General features: G+C 71.3%; 26 protein-coding genes and 6 pseudogenes. 20 read left to right on the forward strand and 12 right to left on the reverse strand.

Going from position 1 to position 26,588, the window contains the following annotated elements; translation table 11 throughout:
* Nucleotides 1-231, reverse strand: a pseudogene (locus ABD335_RS21805) (amidohydrolase family protein); the annotation flags it as partial.
* On the opposite strand from ABD335_RS21805, the gene ABD335_RS21810 reads away from it, so the two are divergent.
* Entirely contained in the window at nucleotides 152-460 is a 309-nt protein-coding gene (locus ABD335_RS21810; RefSeq protein ID WP_344326164.1) for a TetR/AcrR family transcriptional regulator C-terminal domain-containing protein, read from the forward strand. The pseudogene ABD335_RS21805 and the gene ABD335_RS21810 overlap by 80 nt on opposite strands.
* A 41-nt stretch (nucleotides 461-501) precedes the next feature.
* Here ABD335_RS21810 and ABD335_RS21815 read toward each other — a convergent pair whose 3' ends face one another.
* Complete coding sequence (locus ABD335_RS21815; RefSeq protein ID WP_344326165.1) at nucleotides 502-939, reverse strand: MerR family transcriptional regulator; 438 nt, start codon at nucleotides 937-939, stop codon at nucleotides 502-504.
* Between the two features lie 367 nt (nucleotides 940-1,306).
* On the opposite strand from ABD335_RS21815, the gene ABD335_RS21820 reads away from it, so the two are divergent.
* Complete coding sequence (locus ABD335_RS21820; protein ID WP_344326168.1) at nucleotides 1,307-2,848, forward strand: SulP family inorganic anion transporter; 1,542 nt, start codon at nucleotides 1,307-1,309, stop codon at nucleotides 2,846-2,848.
* Nucleotides 2,849-2,913: 65 nt separating this feature from the next.
* Here ABD335_RS21820 and ABD335_RS21825 read toward each other — a convergent pair whose 3' ends face one another.
* Entirely contained in the window at nucleotides 2,914-3,336 is a 423-nt protein-coding gene (locus tag ABD335_RS21825; protein WP_344326170.1) for a VOC family protein, read from the reverse strand.
* A 249-nt stretch (nucleotides 3,337-3,585) separates the two neighbouring features.
* Here ABD335_RS21825 and ABD335_RS30885 point away from each other — a divergent pair, with 249 nt between their 5' ends.
* The 5 genes and pseudogenes from ABD335_RS30885 (at nucleotide 3,586) to ABD335_RS21845 (ending at nucleotide 7,819) form a co-directional block, all read left to right on the forward strand.
* Nucleotides 3,586-4,254: a zinc finger domain-containing protein gene (locus tag ABD335_RS30885; protein WP_425583702.1), complete on the forward strand. Its 669-nt coding sequence runs from the start codon at nucleotides 3,586-3,588 to the stop codon at nucleotides 4,252-4,254.
* A gap of 20 nt (nucleotides 4,255-4,274) precedes the next feature.
* Nucleotides 4,275-5,333, forward strand: a complete 1,059-nt coding sequence (locus ABD335_RS21830; protein ID WP_344326171.1) for an outer membrane protein assembly factor BamB family protein — start codon at nucleotides 4,275-4,277, stop codon at nucleotides 5,331-5,333.
* A 21-nt stretch (nucleotides 5,334-5,354) separates the two neighbouring features.
* Nucleotides 5,355-5,609 (forward strand): annotated as a pseudogene (locus ABD335_RS21835) (transposase); the annotation flags it as partial.
* A gap of 518 nt (nucleotides 5,610-6,127) precedes the next feature.
* Nucleotides 6,128-6,577 (forward strand): hypothetical protein, encoded by a 450-nt coding sequence (locus tag ABD335_RS30890; protein WP_425583703.1) that lies wholly within the window; start codon nucleotides 6,128-6,130, stop codon nucleotides 6,575-6,577.
* Between the two features lie 111 nt (nucleotides 6,578-6,688).
* Nucleotides 6,689-7,819: a methyltransferase gene (locus ABD335_RS21845; protein WP_344326173.1), complete on the forward strand. Its 1,131-nt coding sequence runs from the start codon at nucleotides 6,689-6,691 to the stop codon at nucleotides 7,817-7,819.
* A 547-nt stretch (nucleotides 7,820-8,366) separates the two neighbouring features.
* Here ABD335_RS21845 and ABD335_RS21850 read toward each other — a convergent pair.
* Nucleotides 8,367-9,401 carry a PucR family transcriptional regulator gene (locus ABD335_RS21850; RefSeq protein ID WP_344326175.1) on the reverse strand — a complete coding sequence of 345 codons (1,035 nt, stop codon included), beginning with the start codon at nucleotides 9,399-9,401 and terminating at the stop codon, nucleotides 8,367-8,369.
* Between the two features lie 108 nt (nucleotides 9,402-9,509).
* Here ABD335_RS21850 and ABD335_RS21855 point away from each other — a divergent pair, with 108 nt between their 5' ends.
* Together ABD335_RS21855 and ABD335_RS21860 are read left to right on the forward strand one after the other, a co-directional pair.
* Nucleotides 9,510-10,406 (forward strand): alpha/beta hydrolase, encoded by an 897-nt coding sequence (locus ABD335_RS21855; protein WP_344326177.1) that lies wholly within the window; start codon nucleotides 9,510-9,512, stop codon nucleotides 10,404-10,406.
* Between the two features lie 94 nt (nucleotides 10,407-10,500).
* A complete protein-coding gene (locus tag ABD335_RS21860) occupies nucleotides 10,501-11,787 on the forward strand; it encodes a serine hydrolase domain-containing protein (RefSeq protein WP_344326179.1) in 1,287 nt (428 codons plus the stop codon).
* A gap of 383 nt (nucleotides 11,788-12,170) precedes the next feature.
* Here the strand turns inward: ABD335_RS21860 and ABD335_RS21865 are convergent.
* From ABD335_RS21865 to ABD335_RS21875, 3 genes and pseudogenes are all read right to left on the reverse strand, one after another.
* Nucleotides 12,171-12,326: pseudogene (locus ABD335_RS21865) on the reverse strand (GNAT family N-acetyltransferase); the annotation flags it as partial.
* A gap of 337 nt (nucleotides 12,327-12,663) precedes the next feature.
* The gene (locus tag ABD335_RS21870) at nucleotides 12,664-13,974 is read right to left on the reverse strand and encodes a hypothetical protein (RefSeq protein WP_344326181.1); all 1,311 of its coding nucleotides are present in this window, start codon (nucleotides 13,972-13,974) and stop codon (nucleotides 12,664-12,666) included.
* A 507-nt stretch (nucleotides 13,975-14,481) separates the two neighbouring features.
* A complete protein-coding gene (locus ABD335_RS21875; protein WP_344326182.1) occupies nucleotides 14,482-14,655 on the reverse strand; it encodes a hypothetical protein in 174 nt (57 codons plus the stop codon).
* A gap of 801 nt (nucleotides 14,656-15,456) precedes the next feature.
* On the opposite strand from ABD335_RS21875, the gene ABD335_RS21880 reads away from it, so the two are divergent.
* The 5 genes and pseudogenes from ABD335_RS21880 (at nucleotide 15,457) to ABD335_RS21900 (ending at nucleotide 18,776) form a co-directional block, all read left to right on the forward strand.
* Nucleotides 15,457-15,810 carry a hypothetical protein gene (locus ABD335_RS21880; protein WP_344326184.1) on the forward strand — a complete coding sequence of 118 codons (354 nt, stop codon included), beginning with the start codon at nucleotides 15,457-15,459 and terminating at the stop codon, nucleotides 15,808-15,810.
* On the forward strand, nucleotides 15,798-16,229 hold the full coding sequence (locus ABD335_RS21885) for an ArsR/SmtB family transcription factor (protein WP_344326186.1): 432 nt from the start codon (nucleotides 15,798-15,800) through the stop codon (nucleotides 16,227-16,229). The genes ABD335_RS21880 and ABD335_RS21885 overlap by 13 nt, the downstream gene beginning before the upstream one ends.
* A 698-nt stretch (nucleotides 16,230-16,927) precedes the next feature.
* Nucleotides 16,928-17,272: pseudogene (locus tag ABD335_RS21890) on the forward strand (transposase); the annotation flags it as partial.
* Nucleotides 17,273-17,515: 243 nt separating this feature from the next.
* Nucleotides 17,516-17,863: a hypothetical protein gene (locus ABD335_RS21895; RefSeq protein ID WP_344326188.1), complete on the forward strand. Its 348-nt coding sequence runs from the start codon at nucleotides 17,516-17,518 to the stop codon at nucleotides 17,861-17,863.
* A gap of 28 nt (nucleotides 17,864-17,891) precedes the next feature.
* Nucleotides 17,892-18,776 carry a fructosamine kinase family protein gene (locus ABD335_RS21900; protein ID WP_344326190.1) on the forward strand — a complete coding sequence of 295 codons (885 nt, stop codon included), beginning with the start codon at nucleotides 17,892-17,894 and terminating at the stop codon, nucleotides 18,774-18,776.
* A gap of 24 nt (nucleotides 18,777-18,800) precedes the next feature.
* Here ABD335_RS21900 and ABD335_RS21905 read toward each other — a convergent pair.
* Both ABD335_RS21905 and ABD335_RS21910 read right to left on the reverse strand, forming a co-directional pair.
* Nucleotides 18,801-19,031, reverse strand: a pseudogene (locus ABD335_RS21905) (IS701 family transposase); the annotation flags it as partial.
* A 96-nt stretch (nucleotides 19,032-19,127) separates the two neighbouring features.
* Nucleotides 19,128-20,366 (reverse strand): MFS transporter, encoded by a 1,239-nt coding sequence (locus ABD335_RS21910; RefSeq protein ID WP_344326215.1) that lies wholly within the window; start codon nucleotides 20,364-20,366, stop codon nucleotides 19,128-19,130.
* A 99-nt stretch (nucleotides 20,367-20,465) separates the two neighbouring features.
* On the opposite strand from ABD335_RS21910, the gene ABD335_RS21915 reads away from it, so the two are divergent.
* A complete protein-coding gene (locus ABD335_RS21915) occupies nucleotides 20,466-20,927 on the forward strand; it encodes a winged helix-turn-helix transcriptional regulator (protein WP_344326192.1) in 462 nt (153 codons plus the stop codon).
* A gap of 65 nt (nucleotides 20,928-20,992) precedes the next feature.
* On the opposite strand, the gene ABD335_RS21920 is transcribed toward ABD335_RS21915, so the two are convergent.
* Entirely contained in the window at nucleotides 20,993-21,268 is a 276-nt protein-coding gene (locus ABD335_RS21920; protein WP_425583704.1) for a DUF885 family protein, read from the reverse strand.
* A gap of 114 nt (nucleotides 21,269-21,382) precedes the next feature.
* Here ABD335_RS21920 and ABD335_RS21925 point away from each other — a divergent pair.
* The 4 genes and pseudogenes from ABD335_RS21925 to ABD335_RS21940 form a co-directional block, all read left to right on the forward strand.
* Nucleotides 21,383-22,268 (forward strand): annotated as a pseudogene (locus tag ABD335_RS21925) (IS701 family transposase); the annotation flags it as partial.
* Between the two features lie 73 nt (nucleotides 22,269-22,341).
* The gene (locus ABD335_RS21930; RefSeq protein WP_344326196.1) at nucleotides 22,342-22,848 is read left to right on the forward strand and encodes a UvrD-helicase domain-containing protein; all 507 of its coding nucleotides are present in this window, start codon (nucleotides 22,342-22,344) and stop codon (nucleotides 22,846-22,848) included.
* Between the two features lie 65 nt (nucleotides 22,849-22,913).
* On the forward strand, nucleotides 22,914-23,216 hold the full coding sequence (locus tag ABD335_RS21935) for a UvrD-helicase domain-containing protein (protein WP_344326198.1): 303 nt from the start codon (nucleotides 22,914-22,916) through the stop codon (nucleotides 23,214-23,216).
* 224 nt (nucleotides 23,217-23,440) lie between these two features.
* A complete protein-coding gene (locus tag ABD335_RS21940; protein ID WP_344326217.1) occupies nucleotides 23,441-23,551 on the forward strand; it encodes a DUF1348 family protein in 111 nt (36 codons plus the stop codon).
* A gap of 91 nt (nucleotides 23,552-23,642) precedes the next feature.
* Here the strand turns inward: ABD335_RS21940 and ABD335_RS21945 are convergent, their stop codons facing one another.
* Nucleotides 23,643-24,524 carry a S1 family peptidase gene (locus ABD335_RS21945; RefSeq protein ID WP_344326200.1) on the reverse strand — a complete coding sequence of 294 codons (882 nt, stop codon included), beginning with the start codon at nucleotides 24,522-24,524 and terminating at the stop codon, nucleotides 23,643-23,645.
* A 532-nt stretch (nucleotides 24,525-25,056) separates the two neighbouring features.
* Nucleotides 25,057-25,518 (reverse strand): tetratricopeptide repeat protein, encoded by a 462-nt coding sequence (locus ABD335_RS21950; RefSeq protein WP_344326202.1) that lies wholly within the window; start codon nucleotides 25,516-25,518, stop codon nucleotides 25,057-25,059.
* A gap of 161 nt (nucleotides 25,519-25,679) precedes the next feature.
* Between ABD335_RS21950 and ABD335_RS21955 the strand changes: the two genes are divergently transcribed.
* Complete coding sequence (locus ABD335_RS21955; RefSeq protein WP_344326204.1) at nucleotides 25,680-26,216, forward strand: hypothetical protein; 537 nt, start codon at nucleotides 25,680-25,682, stop codon at nucleotides 26,214-26,216.
* Nucleotides 26,217-26,588 lie beyond the last annotated feature (372 nt).

The following is a 26,588-nucleotide window of genomic DNA, read 5'->3' on the forward strand; positions in this document are numbered from 1 at the left end:
GCACCCGTCTCGTCCCGTCCAGGTGCGGTGCTCGGTGGTGGCCGCGCCGGCGGCGACCGCGGCGGCGATTCCCGCGGTGCCGTGTGCGTGGGCCGCGACCGGTACCCCGGCACGTTCCGCCTCCCGCACCACCGGGCGCAGCTCTTCCTCGGTGAACTGTGCCTCCCAGATCGCGGGGCCGCAGCGGATCCAGCGCGAGCTTGCCCGCCAACTGCGTCGCTTGGCGGACATCGGAGTACCGGAAGTGGCCGATGCCTCCCTGACGGCCGACCACTTCCTGCTGTCGACCTCCGGCGCGGTGTCCGAACGCAGCCACTACGGCGCGGCTGCTCTGTCGGTCTCGGACCGCACGGCGCTCATCACCGCCGAGGTCCGAGCGTTCCTCCACGGCTGCCTGCCACACCCGGCATCGGGTGTCTCCGCGGCGGCGGAACTCCGCTCCGCACCACCGCACCGCTGAGCGCAGAAGGCCCGGCCGGGTGACGCGGCGCGGGCCGTCGGTCAGGCGTGAGCCGCCGGGGCTCGCGTGGAGGTGTCCTCACCAGGGGCGCGCCCGAGCCGGGCACGAAGGGTGGCGGCGAAGTCTTCGGCACGGGCCAACTGGAGGCGCAACTCCTCGATCTTCCGGGCAGTGGTCTGCTCGTAGGCCCGCACCCGCTCCAGGAGCGCTTCACGCTCGATTCCGTCAACCGGCTCTGCGGCGTCGAGGCGGTCGGTGGCATCCAGCAGGCCGCGCATCTCGTCCAGGGTGAAACCGAGCGGCTTCATCCGGCGGACGGCCATGAGCCGGGCGACGTCGGTCTCGGTGTAGAGGCGGAAGCCGCCCTGGGACCGGGCGGAGGGGATGACCAGGCCGGTCTCCTCGTAGTGCCGGATGGTGCGCGGAGACAATCCTGTCCGCGCGGCGACCTCGCCGATCTGCATGTGCTTGTCGTCCACGCCGCTGTCCCGGCCCTTCCATCGTGGCGAGCCGCGTCCGTGTGACCTCACCGATCTCTACTCTAACGTTAAGGTAGAGTTGCTGACGGTGAGGGCGGCCCGGCCGCCCCGCCACTGCCGTTCCGGGGCCGATGGCGCCCCCGGCGAAGATCCGATTCTTGCAGGAGAGAGCGTGCGCGAGCCCATGACGCCGATCGCCGCCGCCTGCCCGCCGTAACCCTTCGCCTCCGGACGTGAGCCGCCCGGCCGCCCGTGCGCGCCGCCTCGCCTCGCGTCCGTCCCCTTGCGACTTCCGGTCCGCCCCGCGGGCTGTTCGCGGGGCGCCGCCCGGCCCCTGCGCGTCCTTCCCGCACACCCCGGCCTGCCGATGGGGTGTGCCCGAGCACGACAGGTACGCATCTCCTTGTCTTCTGCTGCTGTGACTCCCGCCGCGCGGCTGCGCGGCCTCAAGCCCGACTGGCTGAGCAACCCGAAGGTCTGGCGCACCGAGGTCCTGGCCGGCCTGGTCGTCGCCTTGGCCCTGATCCCCGAGGCGATCTCGTTCTCGATCATCGCCGGGGTCGACCCGGCGGTCGGCCTGTTCGCCTCCTTCACCATGGCCGTGGTCATCTCGATCGTCGGCGGCCGTCGCGCGATGATCTCCGCCGCCACCGGCGCCATCGCCCTCGTCGTCGCTCCCCTGAACCACGAGTACGGCCTGGACTACCTGATCGCCGCCGTCATCCTCGCCGGTGCCATCCAGGTCGCACTCGGCGCGCTCGGGGTGGCGAAGCTGATGCGGTTCGTGCCGCGCTCGGTGATGGTCGGCTTCGTCAACGCCCTCGCCATCCTGATCTTCATGGCCCAGGTGCCCGAGATGCACGACGTGCCCTGGGCCGTCTACCCGCTGATCATCGGCGGCCTCGCGCTGATGGTGCTCTTCCCGAAGGTCACCAAGGTGATCCCGGCCCCACTCGTCTCGATCGTCATCCTGACCGTCGTCACGGTCGCGGCCGGCATCGCGGTGCCGACCGTGGGCGACAAGGGCGCCCTGCCGTCCTCTCTGCCCGTGCCGGGCCTGCCGGACGTGCCGTTCACCCTGGACACGCTGACGACGATCGCGCCGTACGCGTTCGCGATGGCGCTGGTCGGCCTGATGGAGTCGCTGATGACCGCCAAGCTCGTCGACGACATCACCGACACCCCCTCCTCCAAGACCCGCGAGTCCATCGGCCAGGGCGTCGCCAACATCGTCACCGGCTTCTTCGGCGGCATGGGCGGCTGCGCCATGATCGGCCAGACGATGATCAATGTGAAGGTGTCCGGTGCCCGCACCCGCCTGTCCACGTTCCTCGCGGGCGTGTTCCTGATGGTGCTGTGCATCGCCTTCGGGCCGGTCGTCTCCGACATCCCCATGGCCGCGCTGGTCGCCGTCATGATCATGGTGTCGTTCGCGACCTTCGACTGGCACTCCATCGCCCCGAAGACCCTCAAGCGGATGCCCGCCGGTGAGATCGCCGACATGGCCATCACCGTGATCGTGGTGGTCGCCACCGACAACCTCGCCATCGGCGTCGTCGTCGGCTCCATCACCGCCATGGTCATCTTCGCCAAGCGCGTCGCCCACCTCGCCCACGTCACCGCCGTCACCGACCCCGACGGCAGCACGGTCGTCTACCGGGTCACCGGCGAGCTGTTCTTCGCCTCCTCCAACGACCTCGTCGGCCAGTTCGACTACGCCGGCGACCCGGCGAAGGTCGTCATCGACCTGTCCGCCGCCCACATCTGGGACGCCTCCTCCGTCGCCGCACTCGACGCGATCGAGACCAAGTACGCCCAGCGCGGCAAGACGGTGGAGATCACCGGCCTGAACGACCCCAGCGCGGACCTCCACGGCAAGCTCACCGGCGAACTCGCCGGCAGCCACTGACCCCCAGCGCCACAGCACCGGAGGACCCCGGCCCAACCGGCCGGGGTCCTCCGGTCTCTGGTGCCCTACGCCGACGAAGGTCCGCGGTAGGTGCCGAAGGTCCACACGTTGCCCTCCGGATCCCGCACCGTGCACACGTACGCCGCCGCGCCCGACCCGAACCGGGTCTCATGCGGCGGTTCGAGAACCTCGCCGCCGGCGTCGACCACCCGCCGGTGCACCGCGTCCACGTCGTCGCTCACCACGTAGACCGCGCTGGTTCCCGCCCGCATCCGCCCGTGCACGCTGTCCGTGTGCCGGGTCGAACCGAACACCAGCGCACCACCACCAGGCCGGCGCAGCTCGGCGTGCCCGATCCCGCCATGCTCATCCGGTGCCGCCACCACCTGCGTGAATCCCAGCACGTCGACCAGGAAACGCAACGCCGCCCTCGTGTCGTCGTAGTGCAGGACCGGCCATACGGAAGACGGGGAGGCATCGAGCGACATGCCGCTCATCGTAGGCCTGTAGGCCGCCACGTCCCAAGAACTCCAGGGCCGTCGAATTGACATCTGAAAGGTCTCCTTCCGGCGGCATCGGAGGAGACCGGCACTCTCATGAACGTTCCTTTGCCCGAGCAAGATCGATTGCGGGCCGGGAGAGACCTTCGAACCCCGGATCGATTCGCGCGACTCGTTCTCCGTCAAAAGAGGCGCAGACCCCCTTCTGAGAGGTGCGTTGTGCGAAAACCCGGGCTCATGACGGACCCTCACTCCGCACTCGTGCCCGACGTGGACGCCATCGAGCGCCACCCGTGCCCACGTTGCGGCACCGAGCCCGGGTCACCCTGCCACTCGCGCGGCGGCGCGGTCGCCGGCGCCCACCACACCGGCCGCTTCACCAAGGTGCCCCGGCTCACCGAGCTCCTGCGGTCGGCCACGCCGGCCGACCGAGGCTCCGGGCAGCCGTGGCGGCCCGGCCCCCGCCCCTGGCGCCCATCGACCCGGACACTCCGACCGCCGACATCCGCATCGGCCACGCGCGCTGCTCGACCCTCGGCCGGGAACGCGACGACCGGATCGACGCGCTCGCCGCCAAGAACATCCCCCGGGACAAGATCTTCGCCGAGAAGATCAGCACCAGGGTGCGGGTCCGCCAACGAAGCCGCCGCCCTGGCCCTCCTCACCCGACACCGCACCCTGGGCCCCGCCTGCCGTGCCGACCCGCAGGGGCAGCCGGCGCAGGCAGACCCCCACTGGGCCACATCACCCTGTGCTCGCCGTGTCCGGGAGCCACCTTCCCGCGGAACATCGGAACATCTGCACGGTAAGCCTTGTACCGTGCGTCGCACGCACGGTTGCCGCGCCGGCGACTACCCGTGCTGCCCATGCGCCGAGAGCCGGGCGGCGCATGGTACGGCTCTGTGAAGCCGGGGTAGCGTCCGAGGGTGAAGTCGCTTGCCTGGAAGGTCAAAGCATCTGCACCCGTGATGAGTTACCCCGTGCTCTACGGGAGACGATGCTTCGTCGGCCGTGACGACGAAACCGTCACGGCCTTGGACACCGCGTCGGGCAGACAGCTGTGGCAGACGCAAGTCGTCGGCACCCGCGCCTTGCTTACCGAGATCGCGGTCACGGCGGACGTCCTGTACGTGGCGGGGGCCAAAGCCGTCACCGCGGTCGACGTCCACGACGGCCGTGTGCTGTGGAGTGTCGACCGCGACGCCGTTACCGACGCGCCGCTGTGGGACAAGCCGGTGGCGGAGCAGCGGGCGCCCACGCTGACGGCGGTGGACGAGGGCGTCGTGGTCGTCCGACTGAAGGACGTCTGTCTCCTGGATGGCCGTACCGGTTCCGTGGTGTGGCGGACGGCTTCTCCCGAGTACCTCATCGGCCCGGCGGCCGTGGACGGAACCCTCGTCGTGACGACCACCGCGTCCGGCTGCCGGGCCTGGCACCGGGCGACCGGCGAGGCACTGTGGAGCCAGGAGGTGACCCTCCACCCGAACAACGTGGGCCCGGCGGCCGTCGCGCAGGACAGCGTGTACCTGGGGACCGGAGACGGAGCTCTGGTGGCCCTGGAGAGCCGCACCGGAACTCTGCTGTGGCGCACCAGTGCCTACGCTCCGGTACGGCAGCGCGGTAAGGACATCGCCGCGTCCGTGATGGCCGCTCCGGTGATCTTCTCGGGCCACATCGCCTACACCACGCGTTTCGGAGGCTTCGCTTGCCACGACCGCCGCACGGGCAAGCAGAACTGGTTGAAGATTCTGCCGACCCGGGACTGCCCGCCCTCGACCCGGCTCAACGACCGCACTGTCATGACGGCGGATGACTCCTCGCTGGGCGCGTGGGACCTGGCCACGGGCGAGAAGCTGTGGAAGCTGCGCACCTCCCGCTTCCGCATCAGCAGGCTTGCCGTCCAGGACGATCTGGTGTGCTACGCGACGCCGCGAACCGTCTTCGCCCACCATGTGCCCGCGCCACGCGCGACCACGGACCGCTGAACCGGGCCCGCCCAGCGGGCGGTCGGCCGTCCGCCGCCGGGCAACCGCAACGACTGCACGGCCTTCGCCGAGTCCGGTACCGAGGAGGCCGGCGGCCGTGCCACCGTGCTCGCCGACGGCGGCTACCGGGGCACCGGTGCCCTCATCCCGCATCGCCGCCGGGCCGGACAGGATCGCCTATCGCAGTGGAAGGAGCAGCACAACGCCTCCCATCGGCAGGTCCGAGCTCGCACCGAGCACGTCTTCGCCCGGACAAGGCAAGCCTCCACCGACACCACATCGACCCGCACCACCTGGCCGCCCAGCGGCTCACCGCCGGCGACGAAGGTTCACGGACGGGACCGCTCCAGCCTCCGCTCACCGTCCGCCTTGACCAGCGCGGTCACCCCCTGCTCGGCAAGCTTCCCCAAGATCGACACGATGTCCACGCGCACCCCTGTCCTCCACTCGGCAAGGCACGGTACAGCCACCGATCACCCCTACGGGACAGCCTTGAGGACGTCGGCGGCGTAGCCGCTGTGGGAACGGAGCGTCGGCCGCTCGCGAGAAGTCGCACCAGGCCCATCCCGGCCGGAGGGATGCCCGAACAAAACGCTCTCAAAAGCGCGATCCCGCCGCACGTCGCTGGACGTGGAAACTGCTCGTTCGCGGCTGCCGACAGCGTTCTTACCGGCACCCCGTCACCCGACGCTGATCCCGTCAGGCGTTCAAAACCATCCCATGGCGGGTTTCTGACGCGACTGTGGCATGGCCCCACCCAGGTCCGGGCCGATCGCGGCCACGCCGGCGATCTCGTGGACTGGGCCCGCGACCGCCTCCGACTCACCCTGCGCATCGCCTCCCGACCCAAGGGCACCAAGGGCACCAAGGGCACCAAGGGCACCAAGGGCACCAAGGGCACCAAGGGCTTCGTCGTCCTGCCCCGATGTCGGAAAGTCGAGCGGACGATCGGCTGGTGCACGAGCGCCCGCCGCAACGCACGCGACTACGAACGCCTCCCGCAGCACTCCGAAGCCCACCTGAACCGGGTACTCATCGCCATGGTGACCAGGCGTCTCGCCCGCGCAAACCCCGTACCGGCAGTTGGGCGAGGAAGCCCACCCGCCGACCTGGCCGGGCTGGTGCGTTTGGAAGCCGAGCAGCACCTGTGCGAACCTGCTGCCACTCCTTCGAAAGGGCTGACCCTGATGCTCGGCATGGTTGTCTGGGACGTCCGCTCCCGCGCTTCGACGCGAGAGCGGTAACGACCACCTGCCTCGACTCCCACGCCTGTCCGATGGGCAGGCGTGGGTTCGGCCTGCTCCCCGTCGAAGTGCTCTTCGTGCCCGTGCACGTTCGACCACGAGGAGTACGTGGTGTCCACCATCCACTGGACCACAGGCGACACCCAACAGTCCGCCCGCCGGCATTCCGAGAACGCCGCCCCCCTTCCACGGCGGACCGTCGTCGCCGACGACCGGATGAAGGCCGGCGACGCCTACCGCCGGGCGTGCGAAGGAACGGCCCTGCTCTGGCAAGGCGACTTCCACAACGCCCGGCAACTGCTGCAGGCGATGAGCCGCCGTATCGACCGCAAAACGCCCAGGCCCAGCACTTCCCTGAGTGAGTCCTTCCACCTGCACCGACGCAGCAGCAGTCACCGCGCCCGTGTACTCGGAAAGCTTCTGGTGCTGCTGGACGACGACTACAGGTTGGCGTTGCGCCGGGCCCCCGACGTCCGCCAGGCGTGTCTGGAGGCCTACGGCCCCCCAAAGGGACCCATGGCGGTCTCTCTCCGGGAACTGCTGGGAGTGATCGGCGCTCACCAGTGGCGCTCGAAAGGGGTCGACGTGCCGGCGCTCGGCACTCGCATCCACCCCCACTACGGCGTGTTCGCCCCGGTCAGAGGCGAGTACGTCGACCTGGTCGCCCATACGCCGCTGCCACCGGCGGCCCTGCACAGTCCCGACACCAGTACGGCGTTCGATCTCGGCACAGGGACCGGCGTCCTCGCCGCGGTCCTGGCCCGCCGCGGAATCAACCGCGTCGCGGCCACCGACATCAGCCCACGCGCCCTGGCCTGCGCCGGGGAGAACGCCCACCGGCTCGCACCGACCGACCGTATCGAGGTGTCGGGTCCCGGCCTGTTCCCCGAGGGCCGCGCCGATCTCATCGTGTGTAACCCGCCCTGGCTCCCCGCCCGTCCGACCAGCCCCGTCGAGCAAGGCGTCCACGACCCGGACAGCACCATGCTCCACGGCTTCCTCACCGGACTGTCCGCCCACCTCCGGCCAGGTGGCGAGGGCTGGCTCGTCCTGTCCGACCTGGCAGAGCGCCTCGGCCTCCGGACGCGTCGGCAACTGCTCGACGCCATTCATGCAGCACACCTCCGCGTTGTGGACAAGATCGACACCAAGCCCCGGCACCCACGCTCCAAGGACGTCGCCGACCCGCTCCACACAGCGCGAAGCGCCGAGATCACGTCCCTGTGGCGTCTGACGGCATGAACGGCACCCCGATCACGCAACGGCACCTCGCCTCCCGGTTCACCAGGTGAGCACATCCCGTGGGCGCCCTCGCCGCGCCCACGGGATGACCCGGTTCCTCGCCGGCCGGAGGATCAAAAGCACCCACTTACGCGTTTTGGTGCGTGACGGTGGAGAGTTCGCGGTGACACGGGCGCGGCAGGAGGTACCCCGGCCAGAGCGGGAGGCCGCCGAGCCGCGAGTGGTCGACTGGTACACGGAAGCACGCGAGGGGGTCATGAACCTCGTTGACCCGCATCGCCGGAGGCCCGCACCGGCGGTGACGGCCGGGGTAACGAAGGCGCCACCCTCCGGCACCCGCCGGCCGTTCGGCGACGCCTTGCGCGGGCTGCCCTCACGCGAGTCGTCCTGCGCGTTGAGGAAAGCGGCAGCTGTGCTCCGGGGGCTGTACGGCTCTTTCCAGGGGTCGGCCGGAGGGGGACTCGTCGCATGACAGGCCGCTGCCCGCGGGCGGACGCGGTACGTCGGTGCCGCCGGCGCCCGCGGCGCCCGCGGCCCGGTGTCGTCCTCAGCCGTCGAGCAGCCGCCATGCGGCGAGGGCGAGGGTGGCCCGGACCAGTCCGGCGGGTTCGGTGAGGTCGAAACCCAGGGTCTTCGCGATCTGGTCAAGGCGGCGGGAGACGCTGCTGTGGTGCAGGTGGAGGAGGTCGGCGGCCCGGCGCAGGGAGCCGGTGGCGCAGTAGGCGTCCAGCGTCTCCAGGTTCTCCGGGTGGCCGGCGAGCCGGGCGACGGCGGCCACGTCGGCGTTGTCCCGCACGGCGTCCCGGGGCACCTCGGAGAGCAGTGCCAGCGCCCCCAGTCCGTCGTGGTGGACGACCGGCCGGCGCGCGGTGGTGAAGCGGAGGGCGGTGCGGGCCTGCCGCCAGGACCGGTCGGGGCTCCCGGCGGCGCCGATGCCCGCACGGACGCCCGCCGGAAACCGCTCCGGGTCCACGGCGGCGGCCAGGATGACGCCCACGTCGGCGAGCGGTGCCGCCTTCACCGGGCCGCCGGGGCAGACCAGGGCGCCGACCCGGTCGAGCGGGAGCCGCGACCGGGTCGCGACGACGCGGACCGGCCGGCCCAGGCCGAAGCCCAGGAGCCGCAGCGCCCGGGCCCTGGCCGCATCGTCGCTGTCGGAGCTGATGGCCAGTTCGACGAGAGCGGGGTCGGCCATGGTGGTGTGGGCCGGACCGTACCGCTCGACGGCCGCCGCGACGGCGATGGCCAGCCGGTCCAGCAACACGTCGTCCAGCGGGAGGGGCGGGCCGGGGCGCTCCAGCCACACCGTGCCGATCCCCTCCTCGTCGAGGGTGACCGGCGCACTGGTGGACGCGGGGGACGGCGGGGCGGACGCCTCCCTGCCGTCGGGCCGGACGCGGATCGCCCGCCCCGTGCCATGGAGCCGGATCCCGGCCACACACTCGGCCAGGCCCGCCGAGGCCCGGGCGAGCGCCGGGAGATCCACCCGCCGGCGCATCAGCGTGTCGTAGAACGCGACGACGCGGAGCGCGCCGTCGACGTACGGATCCAGTCCCGACAGCCGTACGGCCAGTGCCTCCATACCGGAAGGATAGAAGGGCGGGGGCGCGCCGGGCGGTGCGTGACCGGGGCGGGACGCGCGACGGACGGCGGATGATTCCGCGGGGCGGTGGCCGCCAGGATGGCCGGCATGGACCCCGAACTCGAGGCATTCATCCCGCTGTTCCCCCCGGCCGACCTGACCGACCCGGCCACCGAGCGCAAGAACTTCGCCGCCCTGGCCGCCGGACTGCCGCCACCGGACACCTCGGCCATGGAGGTCGAGGACCGCACGGTGTCCGCCGACCCGGACGTGCCGGTGCGCATCTACCGTCCGCACCGGGCCCGGGGCGCCGTCGTGTGGCTGCACGGCGGCGGGTTCGTCATGGGGGACCTGGACACCGAGCACCCCTGGGCCGCCCGGCTCGCCGACGCCTCCGGCGCGGTGGTGGTCTCGGTGGGCTACCGCCTGGCTCCCGAGCACCCGTTCCCGGCCGCCCTGGACGACGCCTGCGCCGTGCTGGCCTGGACGGCCGGGCACGCGGCCGAACTCGGCGTCGATCCGGAGCGGATCGCGGTGGGGGGCCACAGCGCCGGCGGCGGGCTCGCGGCCGCGGTGGCGCTGCGGGCACGCGACGAGCAGGGACCGGCCATCTGCTTCCAACTGCTCAACCAGCCCGGTCTCGACGACCGGCAGGAGACGTGGTCGCGGCGGAACTTCACCGACACACCCTGGATGAACCGCGACAAGGCCGCCGCGGCGTGGCGGCACTACCTGGGCTCCGCCCCGGCCACCCCGTACGCCGCCCCGGCGCGGGCCGCCGACCTGTCCGGCCTGCCGCCGGCCTACATCGCCACCGCGGAGTTCTGCCCGAACCGCGACGAGGACATCGCCTACGCGTTGCGCCTGCTGCAGGCCGGCGTGTCGGTCGAGCTGCACCAGTGGCCCGGCACTTTCCACGGGTCGCAGGCGATCCTGTCCGCCGACGTCTCCCAGCGGCAGATCGCCGAACTGGGCGCCGCCCTGCGCCGCGCCCTGGCCGGGTGAACCGCGCATGCCGACCGGCACGGGAAGAGCCCGCACCGCACCCAAGCGACGCATCCAACCGACGTACCCGACCGACCGGGAAAGGACGGCTGTCATGAGACTTCGAGTGGCGTTGTGCGCGGGCGTGGCCGCGCTGAGCGTCTGCGCGGGCACGGTGCCGGCGGCTTCCGCCCCCGGCGGGGCACGGGCCGTACCGACCGGCGGCACGGGCTCGCCGGCCGGTCTCCAATCGGCGGAGCTGCAGTCCGCCCTGGACGGTGTCCACCGCGCGGGAATACCCGGGGTCTACGCCGAGGTGCGCGACGGCGGCCGGACGTGGCGCGGCGCCTCCGGGGTCGCCGACGTCGAAACCGGCCGCCCCGTCCGGCCCGGTATGCGGCAGCGCGTCGGCAGCATCACCAAGACCTTCACCGCCGCCGCGGTCATGCAGCAGGTCGAACGGGGCCGGATCCGGCTCGACGCGCCGATCGGCGACTACCTGCCGCACCTGGTGCCGGGGGAGCGCGGCAGGAAGGTCACGGTCCGGATGCTGCTCAACCACACCAGCGGCATCAGTGAATACCTCCCCTACGCCTTCCCGTCGCTCGGAAAGTGGCCTTCCCTGCCGGACATCTCGCCCGAGAGCCTGGACGACAACCGGTTCAGACGGTTCCACTCGACCGAACTGATCGAGATGGGGCTCGCGGCACCCCCCGCCGGCGAGCCCGGAAGCCCCACCGGGGTGTACTCCAACACCAACTACCTGCTGCTGGGCCGGCTCCTGGAGGAGGTGACCGGCACCACGGCCGAGGAGTACATCACCCGGAACGTCATCGAGCCCGCCGGACTGCGGCACACCGGGTTCCCGGACGGGCCGCGCATCGAGGGACCGCACCCGCGGATGTACGAGGCGCTGTACGGCCTGATCGACCCGCCGCGCGACTACAGCGTCTACGACATGTCCTGGGTGATGACCGGGGCCGGTCTGGTGTCGACCATGGCGGACCTCAACCGCTTCTACGGCAGGCTGCTCGACGGAAAGGTCGTCAGCCGGGCGTCGCTGGCGCAGATGCGGCGCACGGTCCCGGTCCGCGCCCTGGACGGAACGGTGATCGAGTACGGCCTGGGCCTGCACAAGGTGGGCATCCCCGGCTGCGGCACCTTCTGGGGCCACGACGGCTCGGCCTGGGGAGCCGGGACGGTGTCCCTGACCCGGGCCGACGGCGAGCGCCAGATGTCCTTCGCGGTCAACCTCGCGAGGTGGAACACGCTGGACTCCTCGGGGCAGCCGCGGCACCACCCCATCGACGACGCGCTGGCGGCGCTGTCCCGGCAGGCGCTGTGCGGCGAGGAGAGCGCCGGGACCGGAAACGCCTCGCGGACCCCGGCGTCCGCCCCGTAGCCGCCGTCGCCGCCCCGAGCGGTTCGGCGACGGCGGGCACCGCCGCCGGTCCTCCGCCGCCGGATCGCCCGGGGGCGCACGTCTTTGCGGGCGGCCGCCGGGCACCGTCGCTGCTCCACCACCGTCTCCCCACGCCCGCCGTCTGCCCGTGCCGCGCACGGGCAGACGGCGGGCGTGGGCCTCACTCCCTCACACCGACAGGCGTGCGAGGTCGTCGGCGAGGGCGATGCCGAGTGGCGCCTCGGGGAGCTTTCCGTTCCGGGCGATGTGACGGCGGTCAGCGGCCTGCCCTCCTCGGCCGCGGAACGCAAGACGGTCTGCCGGAAGAGTCAGCCTCCTCGAACCGCTCCACCTCGGTGAACCCCAGCTTCGCCGCGAGGCGCATCGCGCGGTCGAGGGCCATCGGTGTAGGCGCCCGCCTCCGGCGAGGCGAACAACTCGATGAACGCCGCACGGTCCCGGGCCTCGGACTCGTGAAGCACGAGCCGCTCGGTCCTGATCGGGGCAGACGGCCAGGGGACAGGTTCGAGTCCGGTCACGGCGGGCAACCCATCGCACGCCCGTGAGAGTGACCCGAAAGAGAAGGCAGAGGAGCCGCCGGCCGACAACCGGTGCACTGTGTCGTACCGGCGGCCGGGCTCCGGCTCCTCCGCCCGGAGTGTCGCCACAATGTCCCGATCCAGGTACTGCCGCCCGGCCTCGGTCCGCACGGTGCGCAGCATGTTCAGCGAGTTGAGTTCCAGCGGAGAGTCTCCGGCCTGGGCGCGGATCCGGTTCCGTTGGCCCGACGACATCCGGTGCGCCGGCGCGGTGTGGGGCCGGTGTCCTCGACGGCCCCACGCCGCTGTGACGGGCTCGGTGAACCGCCTGGCCTGGTCAGCCGACGAATTCGACCATGACGGTCGCCGTGCCGGGCACGTGCTGGGCGTCGCCCCCGTAGGTGACCGTGTACTGGGCATACGTGTTCCAGTCGGGCGGGGTGTCGCCGAAGCTGAAGGTGCCGTCCCGTCCGACCTTCACATCCGGCAGTTCCACGCCGTTACGCGTCACCGTGACCACTCTGTGCTTCGGAAAGGGGACCAGCGAGGTCAGTTTCCCCGTCACGGTGACCGGCGTGCCGATGGGGTTCGTCGGCGGGGCGGACAGAGTGATCACGCTGGATGCCTTGGCGATGTCGGTGACGATGTCGAGAACGACCTCGCCCGAGTAGGGGAAGCGGGTGGTGAACAACCTGTTGCCGTCGGGCGCCCAGGCCACGCCCCGGGCGAGCAGATCCGCGTACCCCGACGACAACGCGACCGTGCGGTACACGGCGGTCTCCCCCGGGCGGTAGACGTAAACGTCCCACTCGCCTCCCGCCACGACCCCTGCGGCGACCGTGCCGTAGGAGTTGACAGCGACGGAGTTGGGGTAGGGGCCGGTGTCGTACGGGTCCTCCTCCGTCAGGTCCGACAGGCGCCACCGCTGGTGGTAGTAGTTGGAGCCGTTCGCGGTGATCACGCTGCTGCCGTCCGGCGTCACCGCCACGTCTTCGACATCGGCGATGGCGTCGCTGTAGGCGGTCTCCCGAAGCGTGCCGGAGCCCACGTCGTACACGCGCATGCCCAGCGCGCCCTGGCTCTCCGCGGCGACGAGCCGGTCGGGCGCGCCCGGCGACGAGGCGAGTCGCGGCTTGCCGTACCAGACAGGGTTGTCGTCCAGACTGACGGTCGGGTTCGCCTCGGCTATGGCAACCGACCCGATGCCGGCGTCGAAGACGGTGGCCTGGTAGCTGAAGAACAGCCGGCCGCCGGCGAGGGCGAGGCTTTCCGGGTCGGTGTCGGCCCCGGTTGAGATGCGCTGCGTCTCGGTCAGGGTCGCGGTGTCGATGACGGAGATCGCGTCAGCGTCCGGGAGTGCTACGTACAGAGTGGACTCGTCGGCCGACTCGGCCATGCCCCGCGCCCCGTCGAGGCCCTCCACCTTCTTCACGACCTGCCCGTCGTGGTCGATGGCCAGCACCGCGTCGTCGCCGGGCGCACTGATGTACACATGGCGGCTGTCTGCGATGGTCTGCCAGTGCGACCGCACGGGCAGGACGATGCCGCCCTGGGACTGTGCCGCTGCCGGGCCGGGGGCACCGAGCAGATTGAGCGACGCGGCCGCCAGGACCAGCGCGACACCTGCCGCGCGTCTTCGTATACGCACTTTGGGAGCTCCTTCGAGAACGACCCCCGGTCACACGGGCGCGACCGGGGGAGCAACTGTAGTGATTCACACTGACATTGGGTCCGCAAGATGACTGTGTAAGGAGCACACGTCAGGCCACGGCGAACGCGGCCTCGCGCCGCTCCAGCAGGACCCTGGTTTGCCGATTTCGTGCGATCGCGACGGCCGGATCCATCCGACACCCGAGCTGGGTGGCCTGGTAGGCGGCTGGTACTGTCCGGCGGTCGGGCGGGGCGTCCTGGCCGGTACATCCGGTCGCCTCGTCCACGGTGGTGGGCAAGGACCGCGCCTGGCCCGGCCGGAGGCGGCTGGGTTGTGCCGGGTGGCAGGACCCGAATCGCCCTGACGGTACCGTCGTTGGCGGCAGTGATCGGCCGGGAGGCGATCAGGTGGTCCTGGACGGCGTAGGCGGGTGAGTTCGGCCGCAGGTTTCAGTCGCCCGGTGGTTGGTGGAAGGCGGCGGCCGGGACGTCCGGTGTTCGTCGGTCAGATGTCGCGGAACGTCTCGATCCGCGCGCCGACCTTGGAGGCCTCACCACGGCCGCCACCCCGGCAGCCGCCGCGGACGACCGGATCACCGCCGGTGAAGTCCTCGACATCAAGGATCCGAAGACCGCCTTGGCCAAGTCCACCTCGCTCGGTACCGTCCGGGTCCGCCACGGCATCCACGGGGGGGCCGGCACGGCCGGGGACGGGTGCCGAGCGCACCGCGGGCGACAACCTCGACTTCGAGGCCGACGTCGACGGAGACGGCGTACGGAATGGGCGGCTTGGTCCGTGAACCTTCCAGGAGCCCCGGGGGATTGACGGGTGCCCCACGTAGCCCGTCGGCGTCCGCGCGTTCCGCGTGTGCATCGCCAGGAAAACATCGCGCGCGTCGGTTCCGCCCACACGACCGATCGGCGGTGACAACGCGGTCGGCGATTGAGAGCCGGGCGAGGACCGGCTCGGTGTCGACACGGCCCGGGTCGGAGGAACACCTGACGACTCGTGGGTGGTGCGGCCCGGGCGTGGACGGCGGTGGATGGCCGGGCGGTGGGGCCGCGGCCGACTCGTGAAAAGGGGCTGCCGGTGCTGTCACCGCGCCCGCGGGCAACCCGGGCCCGAAGCCGCCGGATGTCCCACCAGAGCCAGGATGTGCCCACTCGACCCGCGTGTGTCGCTGTGCGGAGCGCCGGGGTGAAAACACAGTCCGACTCGGAAAGGCTGGGCCCGCTCGTGCTGGTGATCAGGAGGGCGGGGAGAAGCGGGCGTGGCCTTTCGGATCCACTTCACCTTCGAGGACCTGGGCAGATCCCGGGTGGCACACTCCATCCGTCCACTACAGGAACTGAGCATCGCCATGCGGGTCTGGCGCGACAGGAACCCGCCCCCGCCCTGCGGGTGTGGCGGCGCGAGACCGCCGCGCGTCTGTCGGCCGCGGCACGGATGGCGTTCGACCCGACGCCGTCCCACGGCTGGGTGCCCGACTTTCTGGCCCCGGCCACGGCAGGGGAGCCCGAGGAACTGCTGAAGCAGGTCCGCGCCACCCCCCGCCGTCGGCTGCGCAGCGAGATGGAGAACATCGCCGCACGGCAGCCCGTGCCGCGCTGGACCCGATCACTCGGCGAGGACCCCGCCGTGTTGCGGCAACTCGTGGACAGCCTGGCCGCGACCTACGACGTCTTGCTGACCCCGTACCGGCCCCAGGTGGAGGCCCGGTTGGAGGCCGACAGCGCCCTGCGCGCCAGACACTTCCTGCACGGCGGGATGGAGCGGGTGCTGACACGGCTCCATCCGCGGCGGTTCCGCTGGGAGCCCCCGTGCTCTCGGTGACCATGGCCTCGGGCATCGACGCCGACCTGTACCTGGAGGGGCAGGGCCTGCTCCTGGTGCCTTCCGTCTTCGGTACGGACGCCCCCGTGATCATCCCGGACGCCCAGCCGCAGCCCGTGCTCTTCTATCCCGCGTCGTCCGATTCCACGCTGCCCGACATCGTCCGGCCGCGAACGGTCCCTCCGGCGACGCTGGCGCAGCTTCTGGGACGGACTCGGGCGGCCATCCTGCTCACCGTCGCGGACCGGGCCGGTTGCACCACAACGGAGTTGCCGACAACGGCGGGGGTCTCGGTGTCCACTGCCAGTGAGCACGCATCGGTCCTCCGGCAAGCGGGCCTCATCGCCACCACACGCCACCACAAAGCGGTCCTCCACACCGTGACACCCACCGGCCTCGCCCTGGTCAACACGGCCTGACGGACGGGACCGGCCACCGCGGCGTCCTCTTCAGCGACGACCTGCCGCCGGTTGCCCGAGGCCTTGCGCTCTCCCGAGGCCCGGCGGCCTCGTCTGGGCGCCACCGGTCTCCGTGAGGCAACCTTCGCCGGCGACACCTGGACCTCGCCACCCTGTAGTACTTCCGAAGCTCGGCCACGGGTCCGGAGCTGCGATGACGGGGGACCGTGCCGGTTCGGCTGATCCATCGGTTCGCCGTCGCGGTGCTGTTCTGGCTGGTGCTGCCGGCCGGATCGTCGGCATCGAAGAACGCCGAGACACCGGTACTGCGCCAAGAGGTCGCGGTCTTGCGGCGTGCCGACCCGAGGCCGCGGCTCGAACGGACCGACCGGGCTGTGTTCGCGGGGGTGTCCGGGATGCTGCCGAAAGCGTTGCGGCTGCACCGGATCGTCACCCCGGGCACGCTGCCGCGGTGGCACCGCCGCAGGGCCGTCAGGAAGTGGACCCGGCCTCTACGCCGCTCGCTACGACGGCGGGCGCAGCCACCGAGGCGCCGGACTGAGTCTGCGCGCCCCCGACGGCCCGAACGTGATCCCGTTCCCGGTCCGGGCGGGGCGAACCCGCCGGATACCCGTTCTCGGTGGGCTGATCGACGAGTACGAGGCCGCAGCGTGAACCACCAGGTGAGATTTGGTGACCGGGTTTCGGAAGTGGCACAGGCCCTGCGGTCGATCCGCGCGGCCCGCCCGGACGGCGTCCCGATCCACATGGTTCTCGACCACCTGTCCGCGTACCTGAACCGGCGGATCCGCCGCTGGGCGGACCGCAACAAGGCCGAGCTCTGCTTCACCCCGACCCACGCGTCCTGGGCCGACCCGATCGAGGCGCACTTCGGGCCCCTGCGGCAGTTCACCCTCGCCAACTCGAACCACCCCAACCACACCGTCCGGACCCGGGCCCCGCACGCCTACCTGCGCCGGCGCAACGCCAACGCCCGCCACCCCGACGTCCTCGCCGCCCAACGACGTGAACGCGCCCGCATCCGCAGCGAGAAACACATCCGCCGGCGATGCGTGCCTTGGAGTGGCCCAGTGCTGCGTGGAGCACGATGTGCGCGCGCATCCGGCCCTGGCGGGGAGTCTTGTGGCCATAGGCCATCTTCTTCAGCCGGTGCCTCTGCGAGGCAGTCAGCGGTATCGGGCGGGCAGCCGCAACGGGCAAGGCAGGCAGGCCGATCAGCAGAAGTGGATCTTACCGGCTGGAGCGTGCCGCACCACTGACGCGGGCAACCAGGCAGGATGACCCCTATGCCCACAGTGCCGGAGTCGACCAAGGCCTCCCTCGTCCGGAAGCCGAGCGCGCGAGCCCGTACCTCCTGGCCCACCCTCGCCGGCCTGGACGTCCGCTACCGCGATCAGTTCCCCCATGTCGACGGCGAACTTGCCGACGGCGGGTCCGTCAAACTCATGCGTCCGCGCTACGGCGGCTCCGCCTGCACCTGGGGCTTCGCCCTCTACCTCGCCGGCACCGATAAGTACGAAGACACCATCCTGCCCACCGGCGGCTTCGTCGGCACCTCCGAAGAAGCCCTGGACTGCGCCTGCGGCCTCTACCTCACCGCCCTCAGCATCCGAGCCCGGATCCACCATCGTTGATCTCGACTACGACGACAGGAGCACACCCGTGACAGACGCGATGCCCTTCTTACGCGAACGCCTGCATGCGGCCGGTCTGACCGATGTCGTCGCGGCCGAGCCGGTCACTGGAGGCCTCGCCGCGACCGCGGGGCTCGCGCGCCGCGGTGACGGCACGTCGGTGTTCGTCAAGGCGTTCGGCGAGCCGCCGTCGGACGACGCCTTCGCCGCGGAAGCCGAAGGGCTCACCGTGCTGCGCGAGGCGGGCGGCGTCGCCACGCCCGAGATCATCCTCGCGGACAGCGACTTGCTCGTGTTGTCCGTGCTACAGGCCCGGCCGGGCACCGAGGCCTTCTGGGAGCAGTTCGCGCATGCGCTCGCCCACCTGCACACCACCACGCGGTACCCCCGATTCGGGTGGCACCGGGACAACTGGCTGGGTCGTCGTCGGCAGGTCAACACTTGGGACGACGACGGGTTCGAGTTCTTCGCCCAGCACCGTCTGCTGCGCTGGCTCGACGAGCGTCGCGTCCAGGAGGCGCTCGACGCCGCGGACCGGGCGGCCCTGGAGCGGCTGTGCCACCGGCTGCCCGAGCTGCTGCCGGTCAGGCCCGCGTGCCTGACGCACGGCGACCTTTGGGCGCTGAACGTCATGGCCACCGCCGACGGGCGGCCCGCGCTGATCGACCCGGCCGTGTCGTACACGTGGGCCGAGGTCGACCTGGCCCACCTGTGGACGACGGCGCCGCCGCCCGAGGCGCACGTGTTCTTCAGGCTGTACGCCGAGCTGACCGGGCTCGACCGCGACTGGCGCGAACGCATGCCGATTCTCCAGCTACGCCAGCACCTGGCCGTGATCGCCCAGTTCGACCCCGACTGGGGCGCCGTCGATCTTGTGCGCGCCACGCTCGCCCCGTTCCGGCAGCGGCCCTGAGCTCGGCCGAGTAGACGCCAGACACGGCACCGGGTCCCCGGTGGACTGGTTCACGGACTGCCGCGGGTTCTGTTCGTTGCCGTTCGGCAGCCGCGCGGTCATGGTCTGGGTGGACGTGCGGCGGCCGTCCGGCATCAGGCCCCGCAGACAGCGGTCGCCCTTGGCCCGCTGGCCCTTGCCCGGCACCGAGGCGAACACATCAGCCGCGTACAGCGCCGACTTCGCCCGGACCCGGTTCACTTCGTGTGCGTCCATCCATCCCACATGCCCGGGAACAGGCCGATCCCGAAGACCCAACGGAGTCCCATCAGGCAGGCCTGGTCGACCCGGAAGAGGTGATCGGAGCGGTGGCTACTTCAGCAGTTGCCCGGGCATGGTGCCTCTCCGCGTCTGTACCTGGCGGAGTTCTGCCGTGCCGGACCGGAGGTCGGCGCCGGCCCGGCCTGTGCGCTGGTCGGCCGCCCAGACCGCCAGCGCACAGGCCGCGGATCCGGCTCCGAGGAGGCTGGCACCTCCCCAGCCGTGGGCGGTGAAGACGGCAGTGGTCGCCGCGGCGCCGAGGGCGGAGCCGAGCGAGTAGAAGACCATGTAACCGCCGATGACACTGCTGGTGCGGTTCGCGTGCACGACGGTGAGCTGGTGCTGGTTGCTCACGTGCACGACTTGGACCGCGAAGTCGAGAAGGATCACTCCGATCACGAGGAGCCACAGGGACCACGGTAGCTGCGCGATCGTTGCCCACGAGAGGACGAGGAGGGCGAGGGCGAGACCGGTGGCCGGCGCCGCCTTTCCGGCGTCCGCCCACCGTCCCGCGCGCGCCGCGCCGAGTGTGCCGGCGAGTCCGGCGATGCCGAACAGCCCGATCTGACTCTCGCTCAGCTGCCACGGAGAGCCCGCCAGCGGCAGAGCCAGTCCGCTCCACAGGGTCCCGAACGACGCGAACAGGAAGAAGGCGATGAGTCCGCGCGTCAGAAGGGTGCGATCCCTGAACAGCCCTCCCAGTGAGGCGACGGCCTGCCTGTACCTCGAGGCCCGGGTCGGGCGCTCCTCCGGTGGCAGCACGGCCAGGACGAGCGTTGTGAGCCCGAGTGACAGCATCGCCAGTACGGCGTAGACGCTCCGCCAGCCCCACATCTCGGCGAGCGCGCCGGTGACGACCCGCGCGCCCAGGATGCCGACCACGACGCCCGAGGTCACGACACCGATGTTCCGTCCGCGTTCGGCCGGCGGCGACGCCGAGGCGGCGTAGGCCACCGTGGTCTGCACCACGACGGCGAACAAACCGGCCACGGCGAGGCCCACGATCGCGATCCACGTGGTGGACGCGAGCGCCGTCAGGAGGAGGCCCAGCGCCGTGAGCGTGAGGTGCACGGCGATGAGCCGGCGCCGGTCGGCCACGTCGCCGAGTGGCACCAGCAGCATCAGCCCCACGAGGTAGCCCAATTGGCCGGTCGCGACGATCCAGCCGGTGAGTTCCGCCGAGAAGCCGAGATCGCGTCCCATCGGCTCCAAAACCGGCTGCGCGGCGTAGACGCTCGCCACCGCAACGCCGCATACGACTGCGAGCAGCAACCGCCGCCACACGTTCATCGCAGATTTCATCGCACTCCAGCCTTGGTGAGTAGCAAATTGCAACTAATTCGACGGTACGGCAGACTGGTTTCAGTTAGCAACTCATTGGGAGGTGTCATGCCGCGCACCACCGTGCGGGCCCCGGACCCGGACTGGACCGACCCCGACTGTCCCGTCGCCCGCACGCTCGACCTTGTCGGCGACAGGTGGAGCCTTCTCGTCATCCGTGACGCGATGGACGGAGCCCGATCGTTCACCGAGTTCCAGCGACGCACCGGCATCGCCCGCAACATCCTCACCGACCGTCTGCGCAAGCTCACCGCTCGCGGGCTCCTCGCCCAGCGCACCGCGCCATCGGGTCGCCGCCGGGAGTACGTGCTCACCGACGCCGGTCGCGATCTCTTCCCGGTCGTCCTCGCCCTGCGGCAGTGGGGGGAACGTCACGCCTTCGCGCCCGGCGAGGCCCACTCCGTCCTGGTCGACCGGCACGGCATCCCCGTGCCGGAAATCGCGCCGGTCGGCGCCGACGGCACCCCCCTGGACGCCGACACCACCCACGTGCGCAAGGTCGGACGATGAGTCTGAGCGCTGTCGGGAGCGGCGCAGGTCACCGCCGCGCGGGCACACGATTCACTTCAGGCGCATCAGTTCGAACGCAGCAGGTCCAAGCCCATGGGCCCCAGGTTCAGGGCATGCTGGTGGAACTGTGTGAGGTCGGAGGCGGCTCCGTCCCGGCGGCGGGCCGCCTCCCGTGCCTCCAGCCACACCTTTCCCCCGGTTTGTAGGCGATGGCCTGGCCGGGGCGCCCCAGGTACCGGTCGATCTCGAACTCGACGAACCCCAGCGGACTCATGCCGCGGTACGTGATGAGGAACTCGCGGCCCAGCCGCGGTGTCAGTACTCCAGTGGCAGTTCACCATCACCGCTGGTCAGAGGCGTTTTTCCGAGTGTAGTGGGCTGACGTGGCATCAGGTTCCGGCAGCTCGTGACCGGTGACGAACAGCACCGTCGTCCGTCACGCGCAGGAGGAGACACTGACCGCGGCATGGGCCGCGGAGCTGGAGGAACTGTTGCTGCGGATCGGTCACCGATTCGGCCGGGTGGAGCTGCGACGGCGGTTGCGGGCCGATGTGCACGGGCTGCTGGGGCCGGTCGGCCGGGAAAACGGTCCCCGGAGGGGGCGACCCCCAGGCAGCTCGCCGAGTACGCCGGGCTCGACAGTCCGGCCGGGCTTCAGCACCTGCCGAACCGGGCCCGCTGGGAAGCCGACGAGGTCCGCGACGACGTGCAGGCGTACGTGGCCGAACGGCTCGGCACGGACGACGGCGTACTGGTCGTCGACGAGACGGGTTCCTGAAGAAGGGCACCACCTCCGCCGGGGGGACAGCGCAGTACTCCGGCACCGCCGGCCGCACAGGAAACTTCCAGATCCGGCGTGTTCACCGCCTACGTCTCCGAAAAGGGGCGGGCGCTGGTGGACCGGGAGCTGTACCTGCCGAAGTCCTGGACCTGCGACCGGGAACGCCGCGCCGCGGCGAAGGTGTCCCACGCGCGCACCTTCGCCACCAAGACCGAACTGGCCCGGGTGCTGACCGCCCGGGCCCTGGCCTCGCCGCTGCCCGTCGCCTGGGTGACGCGGACGGCCTCCACGGCCAGGACTGGTCCTTCCGCCACGTGGTCGAGCAGGCCGGGCTCGGCTACGTGGTCGCCGTGCCGAAGTCGCAACAGGTCAAGTCGCCGGCCGGGCCCTGGCACATCGACCACCTCATCGCCGACGCCCCCGATGACGCCTGGCAGCGGGTCTCCTGCGGCGACGGTACCAAGGGCCCGCGCCTGTACGACTGGGCCGCCGCCCAGCTTCCGGCGCCTCAGTTCTTCGGCGGTGACCAGCCCACCCACCGCCGCCCGGAGTTGGCGAAACCTGGCCCACGGACGCCCCCCAGCACACCGGCCCTGACCCTGCGGCCGACGAACCGGCCCCAGGGAACCGGCCGTGACCGGCACAGGCACTGACGGCGATCTCACCCGCGAGCAGTTGATCGCGGCCGGAACCCCGCAACGTCGCCTCCGCATCGAAGGGGCCCCCGGCTCCGGCAAGACCACCGTGGCCGCCCAGCGTTTCGGCATCCAGCGTTTCCGCAGCGGCAATGATCAGCGCGCCGTCATCGCGGTCAGCCTCACCCGCTCGGCGACCGCCGAACTCCGCGGACGTGTGCTCAGCCACCGGGGGCCGGCCGCCCTGGCCCGGCCGCACCGTATCGTCACCTTGGACACCCTCGTCTGCGACCGGCTCACCCATCTGCTGCACACCGGGCATATGCACTGGCCCGCCGGCCACCGCTCGCTCACCATGATCGACCACTGGCAGGTCCTGCTGTGGACACCGACTGGATCGGATGGGAACCCATTCCCACCCTCGACGGCGACCAGGTCGTCACCGAGCTGCGCCGGGCCCGCAGCGAGTCCCGGCCCACCAAGGCAGCCGTCGACCAAGCTCTGATCGAGGGCTGGTGTACCCATCAGGAAGCCCGCCGCCTCTTGGAGACGGCCCTGAGGGACAGCGCCATGCGCGACGTCCTGCGCCTCCACCTCACCCAGACCGTTCGCGTACTCGTCATCGATGAGATCTTCGACGCCAACGCACTGGACTTGTCTCTGGTTCGGCTTGCCGCCGACGCAGGCTTGGACGTCACCGTGGTCGGCGACCCCTGGCAGGCCCTGTACGGCTTCCGCGGCGCCGCCCGGGCACTGCGGCACGCGGGAAAATCGCGGTGTCGAGTTCGGCAAGGGGAGGAAGGGCGACGCGCTGATCGTCGTGGTGCGGTGCCAGAGTGGGGGGACGACCGACGTCACCGTGCGACCCGTTGACGTCTCCTTTCCGTTGGAGTGCCTCGACGACGAGGTGAGCACTGCCTACAACCAGGTTGGAGTCGCCGGGGTGGAGCGCGCGGGCACCGTCTCCGTCGAAGCGCCCTCGACCGTGCGGTGGTCCATGACGATCGGCCGCGGCGAAGCGGCAACCGAGGAAACGCCCGAACCGGAAGGCTCATAACAGAGGCGTACCCACATCGCTGCCTCGAAGCGAACCTCCCCTGCGGAGCAATGAGAACTGGGAGTTCGACGACAACGGTCTGACGCGCAGGCGTTACGCCGGCGTCAACGACCTGTCCGTCCGCCCCGAGGAGCGCTGCCTGGCCTGCTGACCGCTGCCCGAGCGGCATCGCCAGGGCCCCGAAAAGGAGCGGTGCCCGGCCGCACGGCACATCGGTGTCCGTGCGGCCGGGCACCGGCGGATCAGTACATGTTCACCCGGTAGGCATCGAGCGCCTCGGTGACGGGCTGGTAGAAGGTGGTGCCGCCCCGGCGGCAGTCGCCGCTGCCGCCGGAGGTGATGCCGAGACCGATGCTGCCGGAGTAGAGGGGGCCGCCGGAGTCGCCGGGTTCGGCGCAGACGTTCGTCTGGATCATGCCGCGGACCGTGCCGCTGCCGGTGTAGCGGACGGTGACGTCGAGCGCGGTGACGGTACCGCTGTGCGTGCCGGTGGTCGAGCCGGTGCGCTTGACGGCCTGGCCCACGTAGGCCTCGCCCGCGGTGAAACCTCCTGGGTGGCTGAGCGAGGTGTTGTCGTAGCGGACCAGGGCGTAGTCGTTGCCGGGGAAGCTGGAGCCTACGGTCGGACCGATGAGCGTGCTCAGGCCGGAGTCGGTGTACCAGGCGCCGGCCACGTCGCCGCAGTGTCCGGCGGTGAGGAAGTAGTAGGTGCCGCCGCTGACGACGTTGAAGCCCAGCGAGCACCGGTAGCCGCCGCCGTAGATGGCGTCGCCGGCGGAGGCCAGTGGGGTGAAGACGCCGGATGCCCGCTCGACCTTGATCGCGCCCGCGTCGGGGCCGGCCGCCTTCTTGATGCGGGCGATCTCCGCGCGGGAGACGGTGCTGTCCGCCGTCACGACGACGCGGTCGGCCTTCTCGTCCACGTGCCAGGCGATTCCCTCGACGCCCGTGTCGGACACGGCGTCGCTCACCCGGGTCAGTTGGGTGGCGCTGTAACTCTGCGGGGACGCCGCGGCCGAGCCCGGCAGGACGGTCGCGACCGCAAGCCCCAGGCCGATCGCGGTGGCGAGCGACCTGACGCGTCCGGTCGCGTTTCTGCGGGAGGTGGTGCGCCTGATCCTCACTGAGGTCTCCTCCTTGGGGTGAAGGGTCCGATGGGGCACGCTCCGTGGGGGTCGCCCACGGAAAGCGCGTGGAAGGGCCCACCGGAATCCTGTACTGATGTGCACCTGACAATCAGTGGGGTGAGTATCCGCCCGGCCGGAGATCCGCACAAGGGTGTCCTTCCTCCCGGGCGGCCGTCATCCCTCCGGCAGTCCCCGCAGGACGGCCGCGGTCACCCCCGCCGCGCCACGACCAGCCGGCAGCCGGGCCATCCCCGCGGACGCGGGGCCGACCTCCTCGCTTTCTGCGCCTGGCCGTCGGCGCACGGACCCTCCCCGCGGGTGCGGGGAGGGCGGCTCTATCCGGAGGACTCGCGCGAGGCCGCTCGTCCTCTCCGCGCGAGCAGGGGTGTGCTGCGGGCCTGGAACCTCCCGACCGCCGACGGCGGCACGCTGGACCGGTGGCCGTCGAGGGCCGGTTCGCTGATGCGGACCGGCCCTTTGGCGTGCACGGGGCGCGGCGTTCGAGCGGCTCGGTCCTTCGACTTCGGGGTCAGACCGTGGTGTCGAGGTCCTTGGCGTAGAGGGCGATGGCGCGGCGATACTGCTGCACGGACGGGTCCTGGCTCGTCGTGGCCAGCAGTTCCAGCAGGATCCGCGTGGCCTCGTGGTGTTCGCCCGTGTTGTACAGCGCCATGGCGAGGAAGGTCCGGAGACCGCCGTCGTCCGGATACTCCGCCACGCCGCGGCGGAGGGTTTCGACGGCACGCGCGTACCGGCCGAGCACCCGGTAGGTGCTGCCCAGGCCGAGCAGGGCGCCGCGGCGGTCCTCGTCCGAGAGGCCGGTTCCGGCCAGGCAGCGCTCGTAGAACGGGACCGCCTCGGCTTCCAGGCCCAGGCGGTCGTGGACACAGGCCGTGCGGTACGCCACGTCGGCGTCGTCCGGGAATCGGGCGGCCAGCTGCAGCAGGTGGCGTCGGGTCTCGTCGAGGCGGTCGTCCTCCGGTGCGCTCATGCCCACATCGTCGCAGCATCGGGGTTCCGGCGGGGCAGGAACCCCGAGGGAACGGATCGGGAAGCGGCGCCGCCGGGCTCGCCGCAGTCGACGGAGGAGGGCCGGCTGATGACGGATGCCCTGTCCGTGGAACGCATCCTGATGGTGCTGCCGACCGGCTCGTGCGCGCGGCCGCTGACGCCGGATGGCGGGTCTGGTCGGGGTGGGATCCCGCGCTGCGCGACCGGTCCTACCGGGGCGAGGTGGCCCGGCACGCCGAGCGGCTGCCGCTGACCGACCCGGACGACGAGACGGGCTTGCGGGACCTCGTCGCCCGCATCGCCCACGAGCACCGGATCGCCCATGTGATGCACCTGGGCGACGCCCGCGCCATGGCCTCCGTCCTCGCGGAGGCCGAGGCCCTGGGGCTCGGCGCCAACCCCGGGCACGCCGTCTGTCATGACCAGGCGCATCCTGCGCAGGGCCTGGAGGTCGTCGAGGGGGGTGTCGGCCACGCTCAGGAGGTCGGCGTGGTGGCCGGGGCGGAGCAGGCCGGTGTCGTGGGCGATGCCGAGGGCTTGGGCGGTCTCGTGCGTGGCCGGGTCGACGATCTCGGTCGACGATCTCGGTGGGGGAGTGGCCGAGGTGGTGGAAGAACTTCCGGCTGGAGACGGGGTCGTCGCAGACGGCTCGGCTGCTGCCCGCGTCCGCCCCGGTGATCAGCCGCTCCCTGTTCGTGCATCCAGCGCGGCCGGGCGAACGTCTCCTCGGCGCGCTCGGGACCGAAGCGCTGGGCGAAGCCGCGCCGGTCGGGGCCGGTGGTCGGGCGGACCGCGATGCCCTTGGTCGCCATGGCGGCGATCGGGTCCTCGCGTGCGTCGCACCCGTCTCGTCCCGTCCAGGTGCGGTGCTCGGTGGTGGCCGCGCCGGCGGCGACCGCGGCGGCCGTGCCGGCTCCCACAGGCCGTCCGGAACGATCCATCCTCACCGACTACTCCCCATGCCCGGGCAACGAGCCGATCACCACTTACAGGCCATCTCATTTGGGGTGGTCGGTAGTCTGCGGGCGTGACGATCGTGGAGCGACTGGT

The organism is Streptomyces macrosporus, assembly GCF_039533145.1.
Lineage (GTDB): Bacteria > Actinomycetota > Actinomycetes > Streptomycetales > Streptomycetaceae > Streptomyces > Streptomyces macrosporus.

Coding starts and splice junctions, on each gene's coding strand:
- ABD335_RS21860 (WP_344326179.1), top strand. CDS start 10,501: ATGAGACTTCGAGTGGCGTTGTGCGCGGGCGTGGCCGCGCTGAGCGTC.
- ABD335_RS21935 (WP_344326198.1), top strand. CDS start 22,914: ATGCGCGACGTCCTGCGCCTCCACCTCACCCAGACCGTTCGCGTACTC.
- ABD335_RS21910 (WP_344326215.1), bottom strand. CDS start 20,366: ATGAACGTGTGGCGGCGGTTGCTGCTCGCAGTCGTATGCGGCGTTGCG.
- ABD335_RS21850 (WP_344326175.1), bottom strand. CDS start 9,401: ATGGAGGCACTGGCCGTACGGCTGTCGGGACTGGATCCGTACGTCGAC.
- ABD335_RS21825 (WP_344326170.1), bottom strand. CDS start 3,336: ATGTCGCTCGATGCCTCCCCGTCTTCCGTATGGCCGGTCCTGCACTAC.
- ABD335_RS30885 (WP_425583702.1), top strand. CDS start 3,586: ATGACGGACCCTCACTCCGCACTCGTGCCCGACGTGGACGCCATCGAG.
- ABD335_RS21855 (WP_344326177.1), top strand. CDS start 9,510: ATGGACCCCGAACTCGAGGCATTCATCCCGCTGTTCCCCCCGGCCGAC.
- ABD335_RS21950 (WP_344326202.1), bottom strand. CDS start 25,518: ATGAGCGCACCGGAGGACGACCGCCTCGACGAGACCCGACGCCACCTG.
- ABD335_RS21895 (WP_344326188.1), top strand. CDS start 17,516: ATGCCCACAGTGCCGGAGTCGACCAAGGCCTCCCTCGTCCGGAAGCCG.
- ABD335_RS21915 (WP_344326192.1), top strand. CDS start 20,466: ATGCCGCGCACCACCGTGCGGGCCCCGGACCCGGACTGGACCGACCCC.
- ABD335_RS21920 (WP_425583704.1), bottom strand. CDS start 21,268: ATGGTGAACTGCCACTGGAGTACTGACACCGCGGCTGGGCCGCGAGTT.
- ABD335_RS21820 (WP_344326168.1), top strand. CDS start 1,307: ATGGGGTGTGCCCGAGCACGACAGGTACGCATCTCCTTGTCTTCTGCT.